Source organism: Mariniflexile aquimaris (assembly GCF_042676825.1).
GTDB lineage: Bacteria > Bacteroidota > Bacteroidia > Flavobacteriales > Flavobacteriaceae > Mariniflexile > Mariniflexile aquimaris.
In genome coordinates, this window is sequence record NZ_JBHTIB010000008.1 from 171751 (window position 1) to 189391 (window position 17641).

At 34.4% G+C, this 17641-nt stretch carries 14 protein-coding genes and 1 tRNA gene; 14 read left to right on the forward strand and 1 reads right to left on the reverse strand.

What is annotated here, in order from left to right; genetic code table 11:
- The first annotated feature begins 51 nt into the window (after positions 1-51).
- From porK to ACFQ0I_RS05775, 5 genes are all read left to right on the forward strand, one after another.
- Positions 52-1413, forward strand: a complete 1362-nt coding sequence (gene porK / locus ACFQ0I_RS05755) for a type IX secretion system lipoprotein PorK/GldK (protein ID WP_449288677.1) — start codon at positions 52-54, stop codon at positions 1411-1413.
- Between the two features lie 93 nt (positions 1414-1506).
- Positions 1507-2145 (forward strand): type IX secretion system motor protein PorL/GldL, encoded by a 639-nt coding sequence (porL, locus tag ACFQ0I_RS05760; protein WP_379940279.1) that lies wholly within the window; start codon positions 1507-1509, stop codon positions 2143-2145.
- Between the two features lie 50 nt (positions 2146-2195).
- Complete coding sequence (porM, locus tag ACFQ0I_RS05765) at positions 2196-3755, forward strand: type IX secretion system motor protein PorM/GldM (protein ID WP_379940281.1); 1560 nt, start codon at positions 2196-2198, stop codon at positions 3753-3755.
- 54 nt (positions 3756-3809) lie between these two features.
- Positions 3810-4700: a type IX secretion system ring subunit PorN/GldN gene (gene porN / locus ACFQ0I_RS05770; protein WP_379940282.1), complete on the forward strand. Its 891-nt coding sequence runs from the start codon at positions 3810-3812 to the stop codon at positions 4698-4700.
- Between the two features lie 131 nt (positions 4701-4831).
- Positions 4832-5884 (forward strand): NAD(P)/FAD-dependent oxidoreductase, encoded by a 1053-nt coding sequence (locus ACFQ0I_RS05775; RefSeq protein ID WP_379940283.1) that lies wholly within the window; start codon positions 4832-4834, stop codon positions 5882-5884.
- Between the two features lie 133 nt (positions 5885-6017).
- Here the strand turns inward: ACFQ0I_RS05775 and ACFQ0I_RS05780 are convergent, their stop codons facing one another.
- Positions 6018-6410, reverse strand: coding sequence for a DUF983 domain-containing protein (locus ACFQ0I_RS05780; protein WP_379940285.1), 393 nt, complete (start codon positions 6408-6410; stop codon positions 6018-6020).
- An 85-nt stretch (positions 6411-6495) separates the two neighbouring features.
- Here ACFQ0I_RS05780 and ACFQ0I_RS05785 point away from each other — a divergent pair, with 85 nt between their 5' ends.
- The 9 genes from ACFQ0I_RS05785 to ACFQ0I_RS05825 all read left to right on the forward strand — a co-directional run bounded on the left by ACFQ0I_RS05785 (position 6496) and on the right by ACFQ0I_RS05825 (position 17639).
- Positions 6496-8406, forward strand: a complete 1911-nt coding sequence (locus ACFQ0I_RS05785; protein ID WP_379940286.1) for an ABC-F family ATP-binding cassette domain-containing protein — start codon at positions 6496-6498, stop codon at positions 8404-8406.
- A gap of 72 nt (positions 8407-8478) precedes the next feature.
- Positions 8479-9600 (forward strand): efflux RND transporter periplasmic adaptor subunit, encoded by a 1122-nt coding sequence (locus tag ACFQ0I_RS05790; RefSeq protein WP_379940289.1) that lies wholly within the window; start codon positions 8479-8481, stop codon positions 9598-9600.
- A 3-nt stretch (positions 9601-9603) separates the two neighbouring features.
- Entirely contained in the window at positions 9604-12801 is a 3198-nt protein-coding gene (locus ACFQ0I_RS05795) for an efflux RND transporter permease subunit (protein WP_379940291.1), read from the forward strand.
- A complete protein-coding gene (locus tag ACFQ0I_RS05800; protein ID WP_379940293.1) occupies positions 12791-14110 on the forward strand; it encodes a TolC family protein in 1320 nt (439 codons plus the stop codon). Before ACFQ0I_RS05795 ends, ACFQ0I_RS05800 begins: the two co-directional genes overlap by 11 nt.
- Positions 14111-14267: 157 nt before the next feature.
- Positions 14268-15092, forward strand: coding sequence for a leucine-rich repeat domain-containing protein (locus ACFQ0I_RS05805; RefSeq protein WP_379940295.1), 825 nt, complete (start codon positions 14268-14270; stop codon positions 15090-15092).
- A 75-nt stretch (positions 15093-15167) separates the two neighbouring features.
- Positions 15168-15350 (forward strand): CPXCG motif-containing cysteine-rich protein, encoded by a 183-nt coding sequence (locus ACFQ0I_RS05810; protein ID WP_379941045.1) that lies wholly within the window; start codon positions 15168-15170, stop codon positions 15348-15350.
- A gap of 119 nt (positions 15351-15469) precedes the next feature.
- Positions 15470-15542: transfer RNA gene (locus ACFQ0I_RS05815), tRNA-Met, on the forward strand.
- 53 nt (positions 15543-15595) lie between these two features.
- Entirely contained in the window at positions 15596-16915 is a 1320-nt protein-coding gene (locus ACFQ0I_RS05820; protein ID WP_379940296.1) for a tyrosine-type recombinase/integrase, read from the forward strand.
- Positions 16908-17639 (forward strand): hypothetical protein, encoded by a 732-nt coding sequence (locus ACFQ0I_RS05825; protein WP_379940298.1) that lies wholly within the window; start codon positions 16908-16910, stop codon positions 17637-17639. Before ACFQ0I_RS05820 ends, ACFQ0I_RS05825 begins: the two co-directional genes overlap by 8 nt.
- The last annotated feature ends 2 nt before the right edge of the window (positions 17640-17641 follow it).

A 17641-nucleotide genomic window follows, 5' to 3' on the forward strand; every position in this document is an offset into this window, starting at 1 on the left:
TACGCTCTCAAATAAAGCTTATAAATAATTAACCTCGAGTTTTCTATGGATATGAAGAAGTTTATTTTATTAACCGCAGTATTAACATTACTTGCTAGTTGTGGCTCTAACGATAAGGGCGAGCTAGTTGGTGTTAAAGGAAAAAAATGGCACCCAGAAAAACCTTATGGGATGGAACTTATACCTGGTGGTGCATTTATAATGGGTAAAGGAGATGACGACCTTGCTGGAGTACAAGATGCACCTGCAAAAACCGTTACCGTTCGAGCCTTTTATATGGATGCGACAGAAATAACAAATAGCGAGTACCGCGAATTTGTGCATTGGGTGAGAGACTCAATAATTAGAATGAAATTGGCTATTTTGGCAGATGAGGTTGGAAAAGTACCAGAAGATGGAGGTATTGGAGAGTATGCATTTAAAGATGCCGACACCGCTAATATGTCTGTTTATGAAAAGTATATGTTTGAAAACTATACCGGATTAGGACCAACTGGTTACGAGGGAAGAAAAATTAATAACAAGATTAAACTAATTTTTGATACTTCCGAATATCCAGATGAGTATTACACCGAAGTAATGGATACCATGTATTTACCGTTAGAAGATTCTTATAATGGGCAACGTACCTGGGACGTTAAAAAGTTTAAATTCCAGTATAGTTATATGGATATCCAGGAAGCTGCTAAAAACAGAGGTATAAAACGTAGAGATGCTATTGTAAAAGAACAAATAGAAGTGTATCCAGATACAGCTGTTTGGATTAGAGATTTCGCATACTCGTATAACGAACCAATGCATAACGATTATTTTTGGCACGATGCTTACAGCGAATATCCAGTAGTTGGAGTCACTTGGAAACAAGCAAAAGCATTTTGCGAATGGCGTACCATCAAGAAAAATTCGTATCAAAAATCAAGAAAAGGTGCGGCTATGGTAAACACGTTTAGATTACCATCTGAAGCAGAGTGGGAATACGCCGCTCGTGGAGGTCTGCAAGCTGCAACCTATCCATGGGGTGGACCATACACTAAAAGCGACAGAGGTTGCTTTATGGCAAACTTTAAACCTGTAAGAGGAGATTATGCTGCAGATCAAGCATTGTATACTGTAGAGGCTAAATCTTACGAACCGAATGATTATAACTTATATAATATGGCTGGTAACGTAGCAGAATGGGTAAATGCATCATACGATCCATCATCCTATGAGTATACGTCAACCATTAACCCAAGTGTTAACGACAACAACAACCAGCGTAAAATTGTAAGAGGTGGTTCGTGGAAAGATGTTGCATACTTCTTACAAGTAAGCTCAAGAGACTACGAATATGCAGATTCTGCAAGAAGTTATATTGGTTTTAGAACTGTTCAAGATTACATGGGGACACACGTAACAGGAAAAAAGAAATAAAATCAAAAATTTAAAAATTAATCAAATCAAATCAAATCATTAACCTATTAATTAACCTACTTAAGTATTTACTTAAATTAAAAATCGAAAATTATGGCACAGTCAAAAGCAAGTAAAAAGTTCATGAATATGGCTTACGGATTAGGGGCAGCAATCGTAATTATTGGAGCTCTTTTCAAAATCACACATATGGAGTTTGGCTTCATAAATGGTAACCTCATGTTAACATTAGGTCTTGTAACAGAGGCAATTATATTTGCACTCTCAGCATTCGAACCAGTTGATAACGAACTAGATTGGTCGTTAGTTTACCCAGAATTAGCTGGAGGAGAAACTAGTAAAAAAGCAAAGAACGAAAACCCAGAAGGTATATTATCGAAAAAATTAGATGAGTTATTAAAAGACGCTAAAATTGATAGCGAATTAATGGCTAGTTTAGGAGATAGTATTAAAAGTTTTGAAGGCGTAGCAAAAAATATGTCATCTTCTGCAAATTCTATTGAAGCTTCTAAAAAATATGGTGAAGAATTATCTTTAGCAGCAGCTCAAATGGAATCTTTAAATAGCCTATATAAAGTTCAATTAGAAAGCATTAATAAACAAGCATCTATTAATGAAGAATCTATTGAAAATGCGGCTAAACTTAAAGAGCAAATGAAATCTTTAGCATCAAACTTATCTTCATTAAATGGCGTGTACGGTGGAATGTTGTCTGCTATGAATAAAAATTAATTAGGGGTTAAAAGGCCCAAATTTTATTAACCTAAAAAAACCTAATTAACATGGCAGGAGGAAATTTATCACCCAGACAGAAAATGATTAATCTGATGTATTTAATATTTATAGCGATGCTAGCATTAAATATGTCTAAAGAAGTGCTTTCAGCATTCGGATTAATGAACGAAAAGCTTACTGAATCTAACGAAGCTACTACATTGAGAAATGATAGTTTTATGGCTAACCTAGAGCAGAAAGCTACAGATCAAAAAGAAAAGTATGCACCTTTAAAATCTAAAGCAGAGCAAATTGATGCATTAGCAACAAAGTTTAATACCTATTTAGAAAACTTAAAAGGTAAAATGGTTGCAAAAATTGACGATCCAACAGATTATGAAGTAATGGATAAAGGCGATTACCTAGACGAGAATTTCTTTAAAGGTGATAAGCTTAAACCAGACGGAGAGGAATTTATGAATCAAGTAGCAGCCTTTAGAGATGGTGTTGCTAAAATATTAGCAGACGAAAAAGGTATGGAGTCTGTTGTTAAAGATGTAAAAGAAAAGTTTAATACCGACCCGGTTAAACGTGGTGCTGGTACTGTTCATTGGTTAAGCCATAATTACAAAGGCTTTCCTTTAGTAGCATCGTTAACAAAAATGACTCAGATACAAGCTGATATTAAAACATCACAATCAGAGATTTTATCTACAATGTTGCAAGGAACGCTTGCAAGCGAAGTATCTATGACGAATTATACAACCTTATTAGAAACATCAAAATCTGCTTATTTTAATGGTGAGCAATTCGATGGTCAAATTGTATTAGGTCGTAAAGATGCCACCACCAAGCCTAACAGAGTAGAATTAACTTTAGATGGAAGAAGACTTACAGATAAAGAATATACTATCGAAGATGGTAAAGTGAAATTAAAAGTAGGTACTGGCAGCCCAGGTGAGCATAAAATTGAAGGTAAATTAATTTTCGCTCAAGATGGTGAAGAGATTGAAGTACCTGTAAAATCGTCGTTTGCCACAGTTCCAAAACCAAATGCGGCTACTATTTCTGCAGACAAAATGAATGTTGTTTATCGTGGTGTTCAAAACCCAATGACCATTTCTTTTGCTGGTATTCCAGATAATAATGTAAATGCATCAGCAGAAGGTTTATCAAGAGCAGGTGGTAGCAAATATATGATGGATGCTACTAGAATTCAAGGTAGAGAAGTTACTATTAATGTAACTGGAAAATTACCTGATGGAAACGCAGTTAGCGATAGAGCAACGTTCAGAATTAAAGATTTACCAAAACCAACAGGAACTATTAGAGGTGAAGACGGTTCGGTGAAAATGCAACGTAATGCTCTTGAAATATCAACTGTAGGTGCTAAGTTTGATGACTTCGATTTCGAATTACCATTAAACGTAACTGGATTTAAATTTAAAGTTCCAGGGCAACCAACCATTGATGTAAATGGTAATAAGTTAGATAGTAGAGCTAAGTCTGCACTATTAAAAGCGAAACGCGGAGAAGATGTTCAAATATTCGATATCGAAGCTAAAGCAAGTGGTGTAAGTGTTATACTTAAAAAAGTATCTCCTATCATTATTGAGATTACAAACTAAGATATTAGAATTGCTTATTGGGTTTATTCTCTAATAATTAAAAAGTAAAATAACATGAATTTGAAAAGTTTTTTATTAACCGTTACAACTGTTTTTACAGTGTCTAGTGTATTTGCTCAAGCTAATATATTAAACGCTAAAAGTCCTGAAGAAATAGGCGTAAGAACAGAAAAACAAAAGGCCATCGATAACGATAAACCATTAGAGTATGGATACGTTGACGACAGAGATATTCTTTTCGCTAAAATGACTTGGGAAAAAGTGATTTTGGATGAACGTGCCAATTTTCCACTGTACTATCCAATCGACACCAATAATATTGGAAGCGAAAGACGTTGTCTGTACGATGTGCTAATGAAGAACATTAAAAATGGTAGAATAAAAAACATTTATGATGATTCTTATTTTAAATCAAAACGTACTTTAAAAGATATTGAAGCTTCACTGGTAAAAATTGATACTACCGAATTAGGTATCGAGCAATTAAATGCGGGTGAATCATTGTCTGCAGAATATATTAACAGAAGAGATATAACAGCAGCAGATATTACAGAATATCATATTAAAGGACTTTGGTATTTCGATAAGCGTCAGGCTGAAATGAAATACAGATTATTAGGAATTGCGCCCGTAGCACCAGACGTTAACTTTATTGGATCTGATAATCCAGATTTAGTAGAATTGTTCTGGATATTTTTTCCAGATGCCAGAGCCGTATTGCACGAAGCAAAATCATTTAATAATAAAAATAGCTCGATGCCATTTTCGTTCGATCATATGTTAAATGCGAGACGTTTTCAAGCTTATATTTATAAAGAAGAAAATGTACAAGGCGACAGAGCAATTACAGAGTATATCTCAGATAATGCTTTAATGCAGCTACTTGAATCTGAAAGGATTAAAGAGAAAATTAGAGATTTTGAATTAGATATGTGGACATACTAATTCTTAAAACCTTAAAAATAAATGAAACGCCTGCTTTTTAAGTAGGCGTTTTTTTTTGTTAAAATTTGTTTATGCAAGCTTGATCGTAGTCGAGAGCCAAAATTCATTGTAAATGTTATTATATTCGCAGCATGAATCAAGTAGATTATATCGTAGTAGGCATTGGTTTGGCAGGGATAAGCTTTTGCGAACAACTAAAGGCCAATAATAAAAGCTTTGTGGTTTTTGATAATGCGTCGCAGCAATCATCAACTGTTGCGGGTGGTTTATATAACCCTGTTGTTTTAAAACGATTTACGCCTGTTTGGAAATGTAAAGAACAACTCAATTTGGCGTTGTCAATGTATGCTAAACTAGAGCAGGAACTTCAGGTTGTGCTTGATTACAAAATCCCTGTTTATAGAAAATTTGCTTCATTGGAAGAACAAAACGATTGGTTTGCAGCATCAGATAAACCCATACTTTTGGAGTATCTTTCATCAAAAATCGTTAAAAATGAAAATGTATCTTTGGATGCTCCTTTTGGTTTTGGTGAAGTTTTAGAAACTGGACGCATTGATGTAAAAACATTGATGGATGCTTATAAAGAAGATTTGCTTAAAAAGAACCTGTTTTTTGAAACGGATTTTGAATATAATAGTTTGAAAGTTCTTGATGATGGCGTAGCATATCAATCAATAAATGCAAAACAAATAGTATTTGCCGAAGGCTTTGGCGTTACTAAAAACCCGTATTTTAATAATTTGCCTTTAGTACCTGCCAAAGGCGAGTTACTTATTATTCATGCACCAAATTTAAAAATAGATTATGTTTTAAAAGCGAGCGCATTTTTAATTCCGTTGGGAGCCGATTTGTATATTGTTGGAGCCACTTACGAATGGAAAGATTTAAGTCATGCCGTAAGTGCCAGTGCCAGAGAGGAACTTTTAGATAAGCTTAAAAAGTTGATTAATTGTGAGTATGAAGTTGTAAATCAAGTGGCGGGTATAAGGCCTACGGTTAAGGATAGGCGTCCGTTAGTTGGCAGACATGAAATACATAAAAACATGTATGTTCTTAATGGTTTAGGTACCCGCGGTGTGATGATTGGTCCCTATGTTGCAAAGCAACTTTATAATTTAATTGAGAATGCTATTCCTTTAGATATTGAAATCGATATTGCCCGTTTTAAATCTAAGAACTAATATTCCTAAAATCGTTTCAGGAAAAGGCTAACGATTAAATAAATGCGAATAACGATTAAAGATTAACGATTTCTGAACACTGCGTTAAGTTTGCGGCTTATTTTTAGAATTGCCAATTGTCAATTGTCAATCGTCAATTGCTACTCTTTTTAGCCAGATTTTTATCGTAATGCATAAAAATATTAATCCAGATATTTCTAGAAACTCTTAGAATAACGGGTAGAAAAACAACAAGCGTCGCTATTATAGAGGCAAAAACGATATTTATGTTGGCATTAAAAACATAAAACGAAATTACAAAGGCCGCTACTGCAAATGCAATACCCACCGCATAACTTACATACATAGCGCCGTAGAAGAACGAAGGCTCTATTTTGTATTTTGTACCGCAATTACTGCATCGTTCGTGCATACTAAGCGCCTCGGAAAGTATGTATGGATTCTTGTTTTTAAACATAGATTCCTCATGACATTTTGGGCAAGTTCCGGTAATAATACTATATAATTTTGTGCCTTTTAAAAACATATTATTTAATGTACTTTTGCAAACGCAATTACAGAACAAATGTAGAAGTTAATAATTAAAGTTCTGTAGCAAAAGTTACATTTCTATGATGAACATTCATAATTTATCGATTTCGTTTCAAGGAGAATACCTGTTTGAAGATATTACTTTTAAGCTGGGTAATGGCGATAGGATCGGGCTTATTGGAAAAAACGGAGCGGGCAAATCGACGATGCTAAAAATTTTATCTCGGGAAATGGAACCTGATACGGGCCAAATCGCTACCGATAAAGAATTAAAAATTGGGTTTTTAAAACAGGACATTGATTTTGTTTTAGGACGAACAGTGCTCGATGAAGCCTACGAAGCCTTTTCTGAAATTAAGCAGCTAGAGGCTAAAATAGAGCATGTAAATACCCAAATGGCCGAACGAACCGATTATGAAAGTGACGGATATCATCAACTTATGGTAGATGTAAACGAGCTTCAGCATCAATACGAAATTTTGGGTGGCTATAACTACCAAGGCGATACCGAGAAAATATTACAGGGTTTAGGTTTTAAACGACAAGATTTTAAAAAACTAACCGACACTTTTTCAGGTGGATGGCGCATGCGTATTGAGCTGGCAAAATTATTACTTCAGAATAATGATATTTTATTACTGGATGAGCCTACCAACCATTTAGATATTGAATCTATTATTTGGTTAGAAGGGTTTTTGAAAAATTATGCCGGAGCTGTAGTTATCGTGTCGCATGATAAAATGTTTTTAGATAATGTAACCAATAGAACGATTGAAATTTCTTTGGGTAGAATTTATGATTACCCGAAGTCTTATACAAACTATTTGGTTTTGCGCGACGAACTTAGAACGCAGCAATTAGCGTCTCAAAAAAATCAGCAAAAGCAAATAGAACACACAGAAAAACTCATTGAAAAGTTTCGCGCCAAAGCATCGAAAGCTACCATGGCGCAATCGCTTATTAAAAAGCTAGATAAAATAGATAGAATTGAGGTTGATGAAGATGATAATAGTGTGATGACACTTAATTTTCCAGTTTCTGTAACGCCAGGTAAGGTGGTGGTAGAAATGGAAAAAATTTCTAAAAGCTACGGCCACAATCAGGTGTTAAAAAATATTAGCTTGTTAGTGGAACGCGATAGCAAAACAGCTTTTGTTGGGCAAAACGGACAAGGGAAATCTACCCTCGCTAAAATAATAGTGGGCGATATAAAATATGACGGTCATTTAAAGCTCGGGCATAACGTACAAATAGGGTATTTTGCTCAAAATCAGGCAGAGTATTTAGACGGGAACAAAACGGTTTTAGATACCATGATTGATGCCGCTAACGAAACCAATAGAAGTAAAGTTCGCGATATATTAGGGTCGTTTTTATTTAGAGGTGAAGAAGCCGAAAAATATGTGCGTGTACTTTCTGGAGGTGAGCGCAACCGTTTAGCACTGGCTAAATTAATGCTGCAGCCATTTAACGTGTTAATTATGGATGAGCCCACAAACCATTTAGATATTAAATCTAAAAACGTATTGAAAGATGCTTTAAAAAGATTTGGAGGCACTTTGATTTTAGTATCGCATGATCGTGATTTTCTTCAAGGCTTAACCAATAAAGTGTATGAGTTTAAAGACCATAAATTAAAAGAGTATTTAGGCGATATAGATTATTATTTAGAGCAGCGCAATGTAGAAAGTTTGCGTGAAGTTGAAAAGCGTACCGTAATTAAAGAAACGCCTAAAGAAAATAAACAGCAATCGTACGGAGATCAAAAAAAATTAAAATCTTTAAATAACAGATTGAGTAATGTTGAGGCTCAGATCAATCAGTTGGAGCGCGACATAAAAAAAATAGATTTAGAACTGACTATTAATTATGAAGAGGTTACCTCAAAACCTAATTTCTTTGACAAGTATCAAAAAATGAAATCTGATTTACAGGATTTTATGGATAAGTGGGAAGAAATTCAAATGGAGATTGAGGCTTTCGAATTGTAAGTTTTAAGGTTTTTTTAACTTTTGCTAGTTTCGGTTTAGGTAAATTTATGCGCTATTAACAATTCTATTTTCATGCGCAAAATTATACTTTCATTACTTGGGGTACTTTTAATTATAGCCTCCTTTTTCTTAGCAAAATCTTTAATCGACAGCAAAAACAAGCCAAAACCTGTTTTAGATAAAGTTATTAAAACCGTTTTTATAGATACGGTTAAAAATGGCGATGTTCAAATTAAAATTCCTGCAAATGGGAGTTTAGTGGCAAAACGCCGGGTCGAAATTTATTCTGAAGTTCAGGGGATTTTTAAAGCAGGCAACGTATTGTTTAAGCCGGGGCAAAAGTATAATGCTGGTGCGCCTTTAATACGTCTGGATGCATCCGAACATCATGCCAGTGTTCAATCTTCAAAAAGTAATTTATATAATTCTATTGCGGCCATCATGCCAGATCTGCGCTTAGATTTTCCGGAGGTATACCAAAAATGGCAAAATTATCTGAATGCTTTCGATTTAAATAAAACAGCGCCGAAGTTGCCTGAAATGGCTTCCGAAAAAGAAAACTATTTTATTACAGGGCGCGGTATTGTGTCCAACTACTATAATTTAAAAAATTTAGAACAACGCCTATCAAAATATGTAATTTCGGCACCTTTTTCTGGAATTTTAACAGAAGCCTTAGTAACCGAAGGGACATTAGTTAGAAGCGGACAAAAGTTGGGTGAATTTATAGATCCTTCGGAGTATGAAATGGAAGTTAGTATCAGTAAAACGTATGCTAATTTGTTAAAAGTTGGTGAGACGGTAGAATTAAAAAATTTAAATAAAACCGAAACGTATCAGGGTATAATTTCAAGGGTAAATGGAAGTATTGATAAAACTACGCAAACAATTACGGCTTACATCGATGTAAAAGATCCAAACCTCAAAGAAGGTATTTATTTAGAAGCCAATATTAATGGTAAAACAGAACAAGATGCCATTGAGGTTGATAGAAATTTGTTGTTAGAAGACCAGCAAGTTTTTATAATAAAGGATGGGGTATTAGACACCATGCCAGTAACACCTGTGTATTTTTCTGAAACAAAGGTGGTGTTAAAAGGATTGCCAAATGGTACAATTCTGCTTAAAAAACCAGTTCCGGGTGCTTATGCCGGTATGTTAGTAAAACCATTTGAAGCCAAAGCAAACTTATAAAGCATGAGAAAACTAATCGCCTATTTTATAAGATACCATGTTGCGGTAAACGTATTTATTTTAGCCTTTTTTGTATTTGGAATTATTGGATTATTATCATTAAAGTCGTCTTTTTTCCCGTTAACAGATTCTAAAATTATCAACATAAGCATTACCTATCCTGGGGCATCGCCTCAAGAAATTGAGGAAGGTATTGTACTTCAAATAGAAGATAATTTAAAAGGGTTAAAAGGAATTGATAGAGTAACATCGGTGTCTCGTGAAAATAGTGGCACAATTACGGTTGAAATTCAAAAGGGTGAAAACATAGATTTCATGCTTCTTGAAGTTAAAAATGCGGTTGATCGCGTACCTTCTTTTCCAACAGGCATGGAACCTTTAATTGTAGCGAAACGCGAAGAGGTTAGAGAAACCATTTCTTTTGCCGTTAGCGGAAAAAATATTCCGTTGGCAACCTTAAAACAAATAGCCAGACAGATTGAAAATGATTTACGAACTATTGATGGCATATCTCAAGTAGAAACCACCGGTTATCCGGAAGAAGAAATAGAAATAGCGGTTAATGAAATTAATTTGTTAGCCTATAATTTAACGTTTACTGAAGTAGCCGAGGCCGTTAGTCAAGCGAATATCTTAGTAACAGGCGGAAATATTAAAACAGATGCCGAAGAGTATTTAATTCGCGCCAATAATAGAAATTATTATGGCGATGAGCTTTCAAATATCGTCATAAAAGCATCAAATGATGGTAAAACCATAAGACTAAAAGATGTTGCCGTGATTCGCGATCGTTTTGCCGAAACACCTAATGCCAGCTATTTCAACAAACAACTTTCGGTTAATATTTCTATTACAAGTACAAATAATGAAGACCTTATGTCTTCAGCAGATAAAGTAAAGCAGTATATTGAAGATTATAATCAAAAATATAATAACGTAGAATTAAATGTGGTTAGAGATTTATCAATCACATTAAATCAGCGCACCCAATTATTGGCTGAAAATGCGGTGATTGGAATGTTGCTGGTTTTGTTTTTCTTGTCACTGTTTTTAAATACTCGTGTCGCCTTTTGGGTAGCATTCGGACTCCCAATTTCATTCTTAGGAATGTTTATTTTTGCGGGCCAGTTTGATGTTACTATCAATGTATTATCGCTCTTTGGGATGATAATTGTAATTGGAATTTTGGTTGATGATGGTATTGTAATCGGCGAAAATATTTATCAGCATTACGAAAAAGGTAAAACACCAATTCAGGCCGCGATAGATGGTACTATGGAAGTACTTCCTCCAGTAGTTTCGGCCATTGTTACAACACTTTTGGCGTTTTCATTGTTCTTTTTCCTGGAAAGTAGAATTGGTGAATTTTTTGGTGAAGTAGCTGTTATCGTAATTTTAACGCTTGCGGTATCGTTGGTTGAAGCACTTATTATACTTCCGGCGCATTTAGCACATTCTAAAGCACTTCGAAAAGCTACCAAAGAAGAGAATCCTTCTAAAATAAAGCAGTTTTTTGCAAAAATGCGGGAGATTAATAAGGTGGGTGATAGGTTTATGAGCTATTTACGCGATAAGCTCTATACGCCAACAATAACATTTGTTTTAAAATTTAAAGTGTTATCCCTTGGAATTTTTATAGCCCTTTTTATTGCGACTATTGGAGCTGTTGGTGGCGGTATTATTGGTGTTACCTTATTTCCGTCAATAGCCAGCGACGCTGTTTCCATCGAGCTAAATATGCCTAATGGAACCAATGTTAAGGTGACTGATTCTATCATTTCAATGATTGAAGAAAAGTCCTTTATTGTGAATAAAGAGTTTACAGAAAAGTATTTAAAAGGAACGGGTAAAGAGCTTTTCGAGAATACGATATTAACCTTGAGCAGTTCGTCTAGCGCCAGACTTCAAATAAATTTATTACCGGGTGAAGAACGTCCGGATGTTATAAGTTCTAATTTGGTAGCAAATAGATTAAGAGAGTTGGTAGGACCTGTAATAGGAACAGAACGATTGATATTTGGTTCGGGTGGAAATTTTGGTGGAAATCCAGTTTCGGTGTCCTTATTAAGTAACAATATTTCAGAATTAAAGGCCGCAAAATTAGAGTTGAAAGGCGTATTAGAAACGAATCCGCTATTAAAAGATGTAGCCGATAACGATCCTGCAGGTATTAAGGAAATCCGATTAGAACTTAAAGAGAACGCGTATTTATTGGGCTTAGATTTAAGAACGGTTATGAATCAAGTGCGGGCAGGATTTTTTGGTGCACAAGCACAACGATTTCAACGAGGACAAGATGAAATTAAGGTATGGGTGCGTTATGATAGAAGCAATAGAGAATCGCTTAACGATTTAGACGATATGCGTATTGTAACTCCTTCTGGGGAGCGCGTAACCTTAAAGGATATTGCGGTGTATTCTATTGAAAGAGGTGATGTGGCTGTTAACCATTTAGATGGACAACGCGAAATTCAAGTATCGGCAGATTTGAAAGACCCTAGTAATAGTGCCACCGATATTTTGGACGATATAAAAACAACCGTTATTCCACAAATACAATCAAAATACCCAACGATTTCTGCGTCGTACGAAGGGCAAAATAGAGAGGCAACAAAATTATCAAGATCATTAAAAAGCGCCGGAGGCATCATTTTATTGCTGATATATATTACCATCGCTTTTACTTTTAGAAGTTACAGTCAGCCTATATTATTAATATTGCTGGTGCCTTTTAGTTTAACCGCTGTGGCATGGGGACACTGGTTATTGGGCTTTCCAGTGAATATCTTATCACTTTTAGGAATAATTGCCTTAATAGGTATTATGGTAAACGACGGATTGGTGTTAATCGGTAAATTCAATACCAATTTAAAAAGCGGGATGCTGTTTGATGATGCGCTTAGAGATGCCGGTAAGTCGCGTTTTAGAGCCATATTTTTAACCTCTTTAACAACTATTGCGGGGTTAGCACCTTTACTGCTTGAGAAAAGTCGTCAAGCACAATTTTTAAAACCAATGGCCATTTCAATTTCATTTGGTATTGCCTATGCTACTATTTTAACATTGCTGCTATTGCCGCTGTTTTTGTCGTTTAGCAACGATATTAAGAAACATACAAAATGGTTAATTACAGGAAAGAAAGTCACCAAAGAAGAAGTAGAACGTGCCATTAAAGAACAAATTGAAGAGCATGAAGTATAGAAGTATTCTTTTAATAATAATGATGTTGGTTGTTTCAAAAGTGTTTACGCAACAAAAAACAATAACACCAAACGAGGCTGTCTCATTAGCTTTAGAAAATAACTACGGAATTAAATTAGCCAATAATGAGATTGAAGTAGCCAAGAATAATGCGAGTATTTTAAATTCTGGATATCTGCCAACAGTTACAGGTAATGCTGGATCAACCTTTAATATTGATAATACTGAAGCGGAATTTTCTAATGGAAATTCTACCGTTTTAAATGGGGCGGAAAGTTCAAGATATAACGCCGCTGTAAATCTAAATTATACCTTGTTTGATGGCTTAGGAAGAAGTTACGACTATAAACAACTTAAACAGCGTTATCAATTAAGCGAATTAGAGGCAAGAGAAACTATAGAAAACACAGTTTATCAGCTGTTTACTGTCTATTATAATGTAGCACAATTAACAGAAAACACCTTAGCGTTGCAGCAATCTTTAGAAATTTCAAGAGATCGATTATTGCGTGCTCAGTACCAGTTTGATTATGGGCAAAGTACAAAATTAGGCGTGCTCAATGCGGAAGTGGATATCAATAATGATAGTATTAGCGTAATTAATACGAAACAACAACTTATTAATATTAAGCGCGATTTAAATGTTGTTCTAGGAAATACATTAGCAGGGGATTTTGGTGTAGATACTAACATAGATTTTGATGTGTTGTATGATAAGGAGGAACTATTTCAAAAGGCAAAAACTAAGAATATAACACTCTTACAAATCGAAAAAAACATTACTATTAGTGGCTTAAATATAAAATCTGGAAAATCGGCTTACTTGCCTACATTGGGTTTAACAGGAACGTACGGTTGGAATAAAAATAATAATAATGCAGCTTCGTTTGTTACTGTTTCTACAAGCACAGGTGTTTCAGGTGGATTAAGTTTGTCGTGGAATTTATTTGATGGCGGAAGTACTATAACGAGAGTTAAAAATGCGAAGATTAATTTAGAAAGTCAGCAACTTCAAAAAGAGCAATTACAAATTCAGTTGGAACGCGATTTTAATAATGCGTGGGACGATTATCATAATAAATTGAATATTTATAAACTTCAGGAAGCTAACATAATTACTTCGCAAAACAACTTCAATCGTACCGAAGAAAAGTTTAAAATCGGGCAGGTAAATTCTATTGAATTCAGGCAAGCGCAATTAAATCTTTTAAATGCTGAATTGAGTAGAAATCAAGCAAAATATGATGCAAAATTAGCCGAATTGCAATTGTTGCAGTTAAGCGGAGAACTTTTAAATATTCAGTTTTAAATTTTATTTGCTGTTAATAAAATAAACGACACAATTTTAGGTGTGTATTTTAACGAGTTGCATTTGTTAAAATATCATGCATTTCATCGATTTAAATAGTTATTTGTCGATAACTGTGCTATATTCGTAGTAGAATCAATCCCAAATTTATTCAACCATGAAGATTTTTAAATTAATAGCACTCTTCTTTTTTATAACTACGTATAGTTTCGCGGATATTTCTTCAACAGAAAAGGATGCTTTATTGGCATTGTATAATTCAACAAATGGAAGTGAATGGAATTCAACTTGGGATTTAAATTCTAAAATAGACACTTGGTATGGTGTAAAAATTGAAGATAATAAAGTTGTTGAAATAAATCTTCAGTTTAATAATCTTCAGGGCACTTTGCCACAAGAATTAGGCAATCTTATAAATTTAAAGAAGTTACATTTAGGATTTAATAAGCTATCAGGAACCATACCTTCGTCCATACAAAATTGTAAAGAGCTAACATTTTTAGCCTTGTTTATGAATAATTTTGAAGGTGAAATTCCAACAGAATTAGGAACCTTAAAAAACCTGGAGTCTTTACAGCTTTACAGTAATAAGTTTGATGGCGAAATACCTCAGGCATTAATGGGTTTAACTAATTTAAAAGTGCTTTTATTAGGGAGTAATTATTTAACAGGTACAATTCCAAATACTATAAGTGCTTTATCTAAATTACAGAAATTAGATTTAATGGATAATAAACTACAAGGCGAAATACCTGTAGAACTAGCACAATTAACAGCCTTAGAAGAGTTAATATTGTCTACAAACCAACTAACAGGAGATTTGCCTTTAGCCTTAATAGATTTAAAAAATTTAAATACTATTATGGTAAGCGATAATAATTTAAATGAAGAGTACATTAGTACATCAGGTTTACAACCAATAAGTATTTTGCAAGGAGAAATTCAAAATTCTACTGCCATTTTAGATATTGAAAAAGAATAATTAAAAATAGAGAATTTTAGTTTAAAAATGGAGCCAGCAATACATTGCTGGTTTTTTTATGCTAATTTTATTGGCATGATGGAACATTATTTTACTTGTCCGTATTGTTGGCAAACTATCTCTATGTTGCTAGATAAATCGGTTTCTAAGCAGGTTTATATAGAAGATTGCGAGGTTTGTTGCCAACCAATAGAGGTTTTGGTGCGATTTTCTAATTCAGAATTGGTGGATTTTCAAGCAGATAGCATCGAGCAATAATATTTTCTTATTTTATGCTTGTAGGAATTAAAAAGGATTGTATATTTGCAATCCGAAACAATTTGGTCGGCATTATGAACCGAAAGTTAAGAGCTAAGAAAATTGTTTTGATATTAAATCGCGGGATAGAGCAGTAGGTAGCTCGTCGGGCTCATAACCCGAAGGTCACTGGTTCGAGTCCAGTTCCCGCTACAAAATTTAAAGTATACAGAATCAACGGTTTAGTTTTCCTAAACCGTTTTTTTATGTTTAATTTAAACGAATTACTTACCTTTGAAAGTGAAAATGCATACGAAAGTGCATACGATTTGCCAGTAAGAAGAAACTTTTCAAACCCCAAAATCTATTCCGCTAACGGCGATTTAAAAAAGCGCTGGTATCTCTATTTTTCTTATCGAGACCCTAAAAGTGGCAAGCTAAAACGCGTTACCCCATTTTATGGCAATGCCAACAAGTATAAAACCAAAGAAGAACGTCTTTCTGTTTTGGTTACATATAGAAAAGTATTATTACGACTTTTAAAACAAGGTTATAATCCATATGCAGATAATACAGAATTGTATTTAAAATTGCAGTCAAAGGAAACCGATAAAGAATCACAAGGATTAGAGCAGGAACAAAATATAATTACAAAAGCTGTTGAAGAAACGCCGGCAATGACCTTGCAAGAAGCCTTTGATTTTGGATTGAAGCAAAAAGAGAAAATTGTAAATACAACCACTAAAAGAAGCTATGATAATCGAGTGAAACTGTTTTTAGAATGGATGGCTGAAAATCATGCGGACATTAAAACGATAGACACCCTTAACAAACAACTAGTATCTGGCTTTTTAAATGTCATTTTAGAGCGGACAAGCGCACGCAACAGAAATAATTACAGAACCGATTTGAGTAGTATTATGCAGGTGTTGGAAGACAATGATATTATCGAATCAAATTTTATTAAAAAAATACCCGTTTTAAAATCCATTCCAGAAAGAAATAAAACCTACACCACACAAGCGCAAGAAGAGATATTTGAGTATTTAGAAAAGAATGATCCCTTATTACTACTGTATATTAAGTTTATCTCCTATAACTTTCTGCGTCCAATCGAAGTGTCCAGACTAACAGTGGGCGACATTAATGTAAAAGATAGAACCATTCAGTTCAAGGCAAAAAATAGTCCATTAAAAACCAAGATTATTCCAGAGATACTGTGGGGTGAATTACCCGACCTATCTAAGTTAAATAAAGAATGGGTCTTGTTCACACCACAAGAATTTGGTGGTGTGTGGGAAACAAGAGAAGAAAACAGAAGGGACTATTTTTCAAAACGATTTAAAAAGGTCGTAAAGGATCCTTTTGGGTTAAGTGAAGACTATGGATTGTATAGTTTCAGACATACATTTATCACCAAGCTATATCGCGCTATGGTTAAAGACTCATCGCCACACGCAGCAAAAAGTCAATTGATGCAGATAACAGGCCATTCTTCAATGGAGGCCTTGGAAAAATACCTGAGGGATATTGATGCCGAATTACCAGCCGATTATTCAGAAATGCTAAAAACTACCCATGAGTAAACCGTCGCTACATCAATATTATTTGAGTCTGATTCCTAACTTGGTATCAGAGTTATTTTTCTACATCCCTAAAAATGAAATTAGAGACGATATTATTGAAAAGCTTGATTTTTTAAACACCACAAACATATTCAACACCATATATGTGGTAGATTATTATAAAGGACCAATTGAATTTAAAAAGGGACGGGATAACACACGGCTTCTTTTAAAGGATGGTGATCTGGATAAAAATATGTTTAATTTATTAGAAAAGAAAAGCGAAGTGCCACCCCACGAGTTTAATTATGTGTTGGATAAATATTTTGAATTGGCAGAATGTTTATTTTATATAACTAATTGGATGAATACTAATATCAATAAAATGCTTCCACATGATGACACTTCCTCAGGGATATTCTACATGCAGTCTTTAAGCTATAAAAAACACTTTGAAATATTAGTAAAGAACTTTTACCCCACCAAGGATATAATACCCAAAGGAAACTTTAATGCCTTGGAATTGATAGAAACCTATTTTCCAGATATTGCTAGCCAGTATCACAAACCTGCGCATCATCCCACGGAACACACCACACCCACACCCACCAATTCAGTTGGTGTGCAAGAGGAAATACAACCAGTATTAAAGAAAACCAAGAAACCACCATTAATAACAGCATTAGAGGCCGAAAAAATATTATTAGAACAGGTATTTAATGTTGATTTTAAAAAACTAAAATAAAA

Excerpts from the sequence above, each read along its gene's own strand:
- porK (WP_449288677.1), top strand. The coding sequence starts at position 52 with ATGAAGAAGTTTATTTTATTAACCGCAGTATTAACATTACTTGCTAGT.
- porL (WP_379940279.1), top strand. The coding sequence starts at position 1,507 with ATGGCACAGTCAAAAGCAAGTAAAAAGTTCATGAATATGGCTTACGGA.
- porM (WP_379940281.1), top strand. The coding sequence starts at position 2,196 with ATGGCAGGAGGAAATTTATCACCCAGACAGAAAATGATTAATCTGATG.
- porN (WP_379940282.1), top strand. The coding sequence starts at position 3,810 with ATGAATTTGAAAAGTTTTTTATTAACCGTTACAACTGTTTTTACAGTG.
- ACFQ0I_RS05775 (WP_379940283.1), top strand. The coding sequence starts at position 4,832 with ATGAATCAAGTAGATTATATCGTAGTAGGCATTGGTTTGGCAGGGATA.
- ACFQ0I_RS05780 (WP_379940285.1), bottom strand. The coding sequence starts at position 6,410 with ATGTTTTTAAAAGGCACAAAATTATATAGTATTATTACCGGAACTTGC.
- ACFQ0I_RS05785 (WP_379940286.1), top strand. The coding sequence starts at position 6,496 with ATGATGAACATTCATAATTTATCGATTTCGTTTCAAGGAGAATACCTG.
- ACFQ0I_RS05790 (WP_379940289.1), top strand. The coding sequence starts at position 8,479 with ATGCGCAAAATTATACTTTCATTACTTGGGGTACTTTTAATTATAGCC.
- ACFQ0I_RS05795 (WP_379940291.1), top strand. The coding sequence starts at position 9,604 with ATGAGAAAACTAATCGCCTATTTTATAAGATACCATGTTGCGGTAAAC.
- ACFQ0I_RS05800 (WP_379940293.1), top strand. The coding sequence starts at position 12,791 with ATGAAGTATAGAAGTATTCTTTTAATAATAATGATGTTGGTTGTTTCA.
- ACFQ0I_RS05805 (WP_379940295.1), top strand. The coding sequence starts at position 14,268 with ATGAAGATTTTTAAATTAATAGCACTCTTCTTTTTTATAACTACGTAT.
- ACFQ0I_RS05810 (WP_379941045.1), top strand. The coding sequence starts at position 15,168 with ATGATGGAACATTATTTTACTTGTCCGTATTGTTGGCAAACTATCTCT.
- ACFQ0I_RS05820 (WP_379940296.1), top strand. The coding sequence starts at position 15,596 with ATGTTTAATTTAAACGAATTACTTACCTTTGAAAGTGAAAATGCATAC.
- ACFQ0I_RS05825 (WP_379940298.1), top strand. The coding sequence starts at position 16,908 with ATGAGTAAACCGTCGCTACATCAATATTATTTGAGTCTGATTCCTAAC.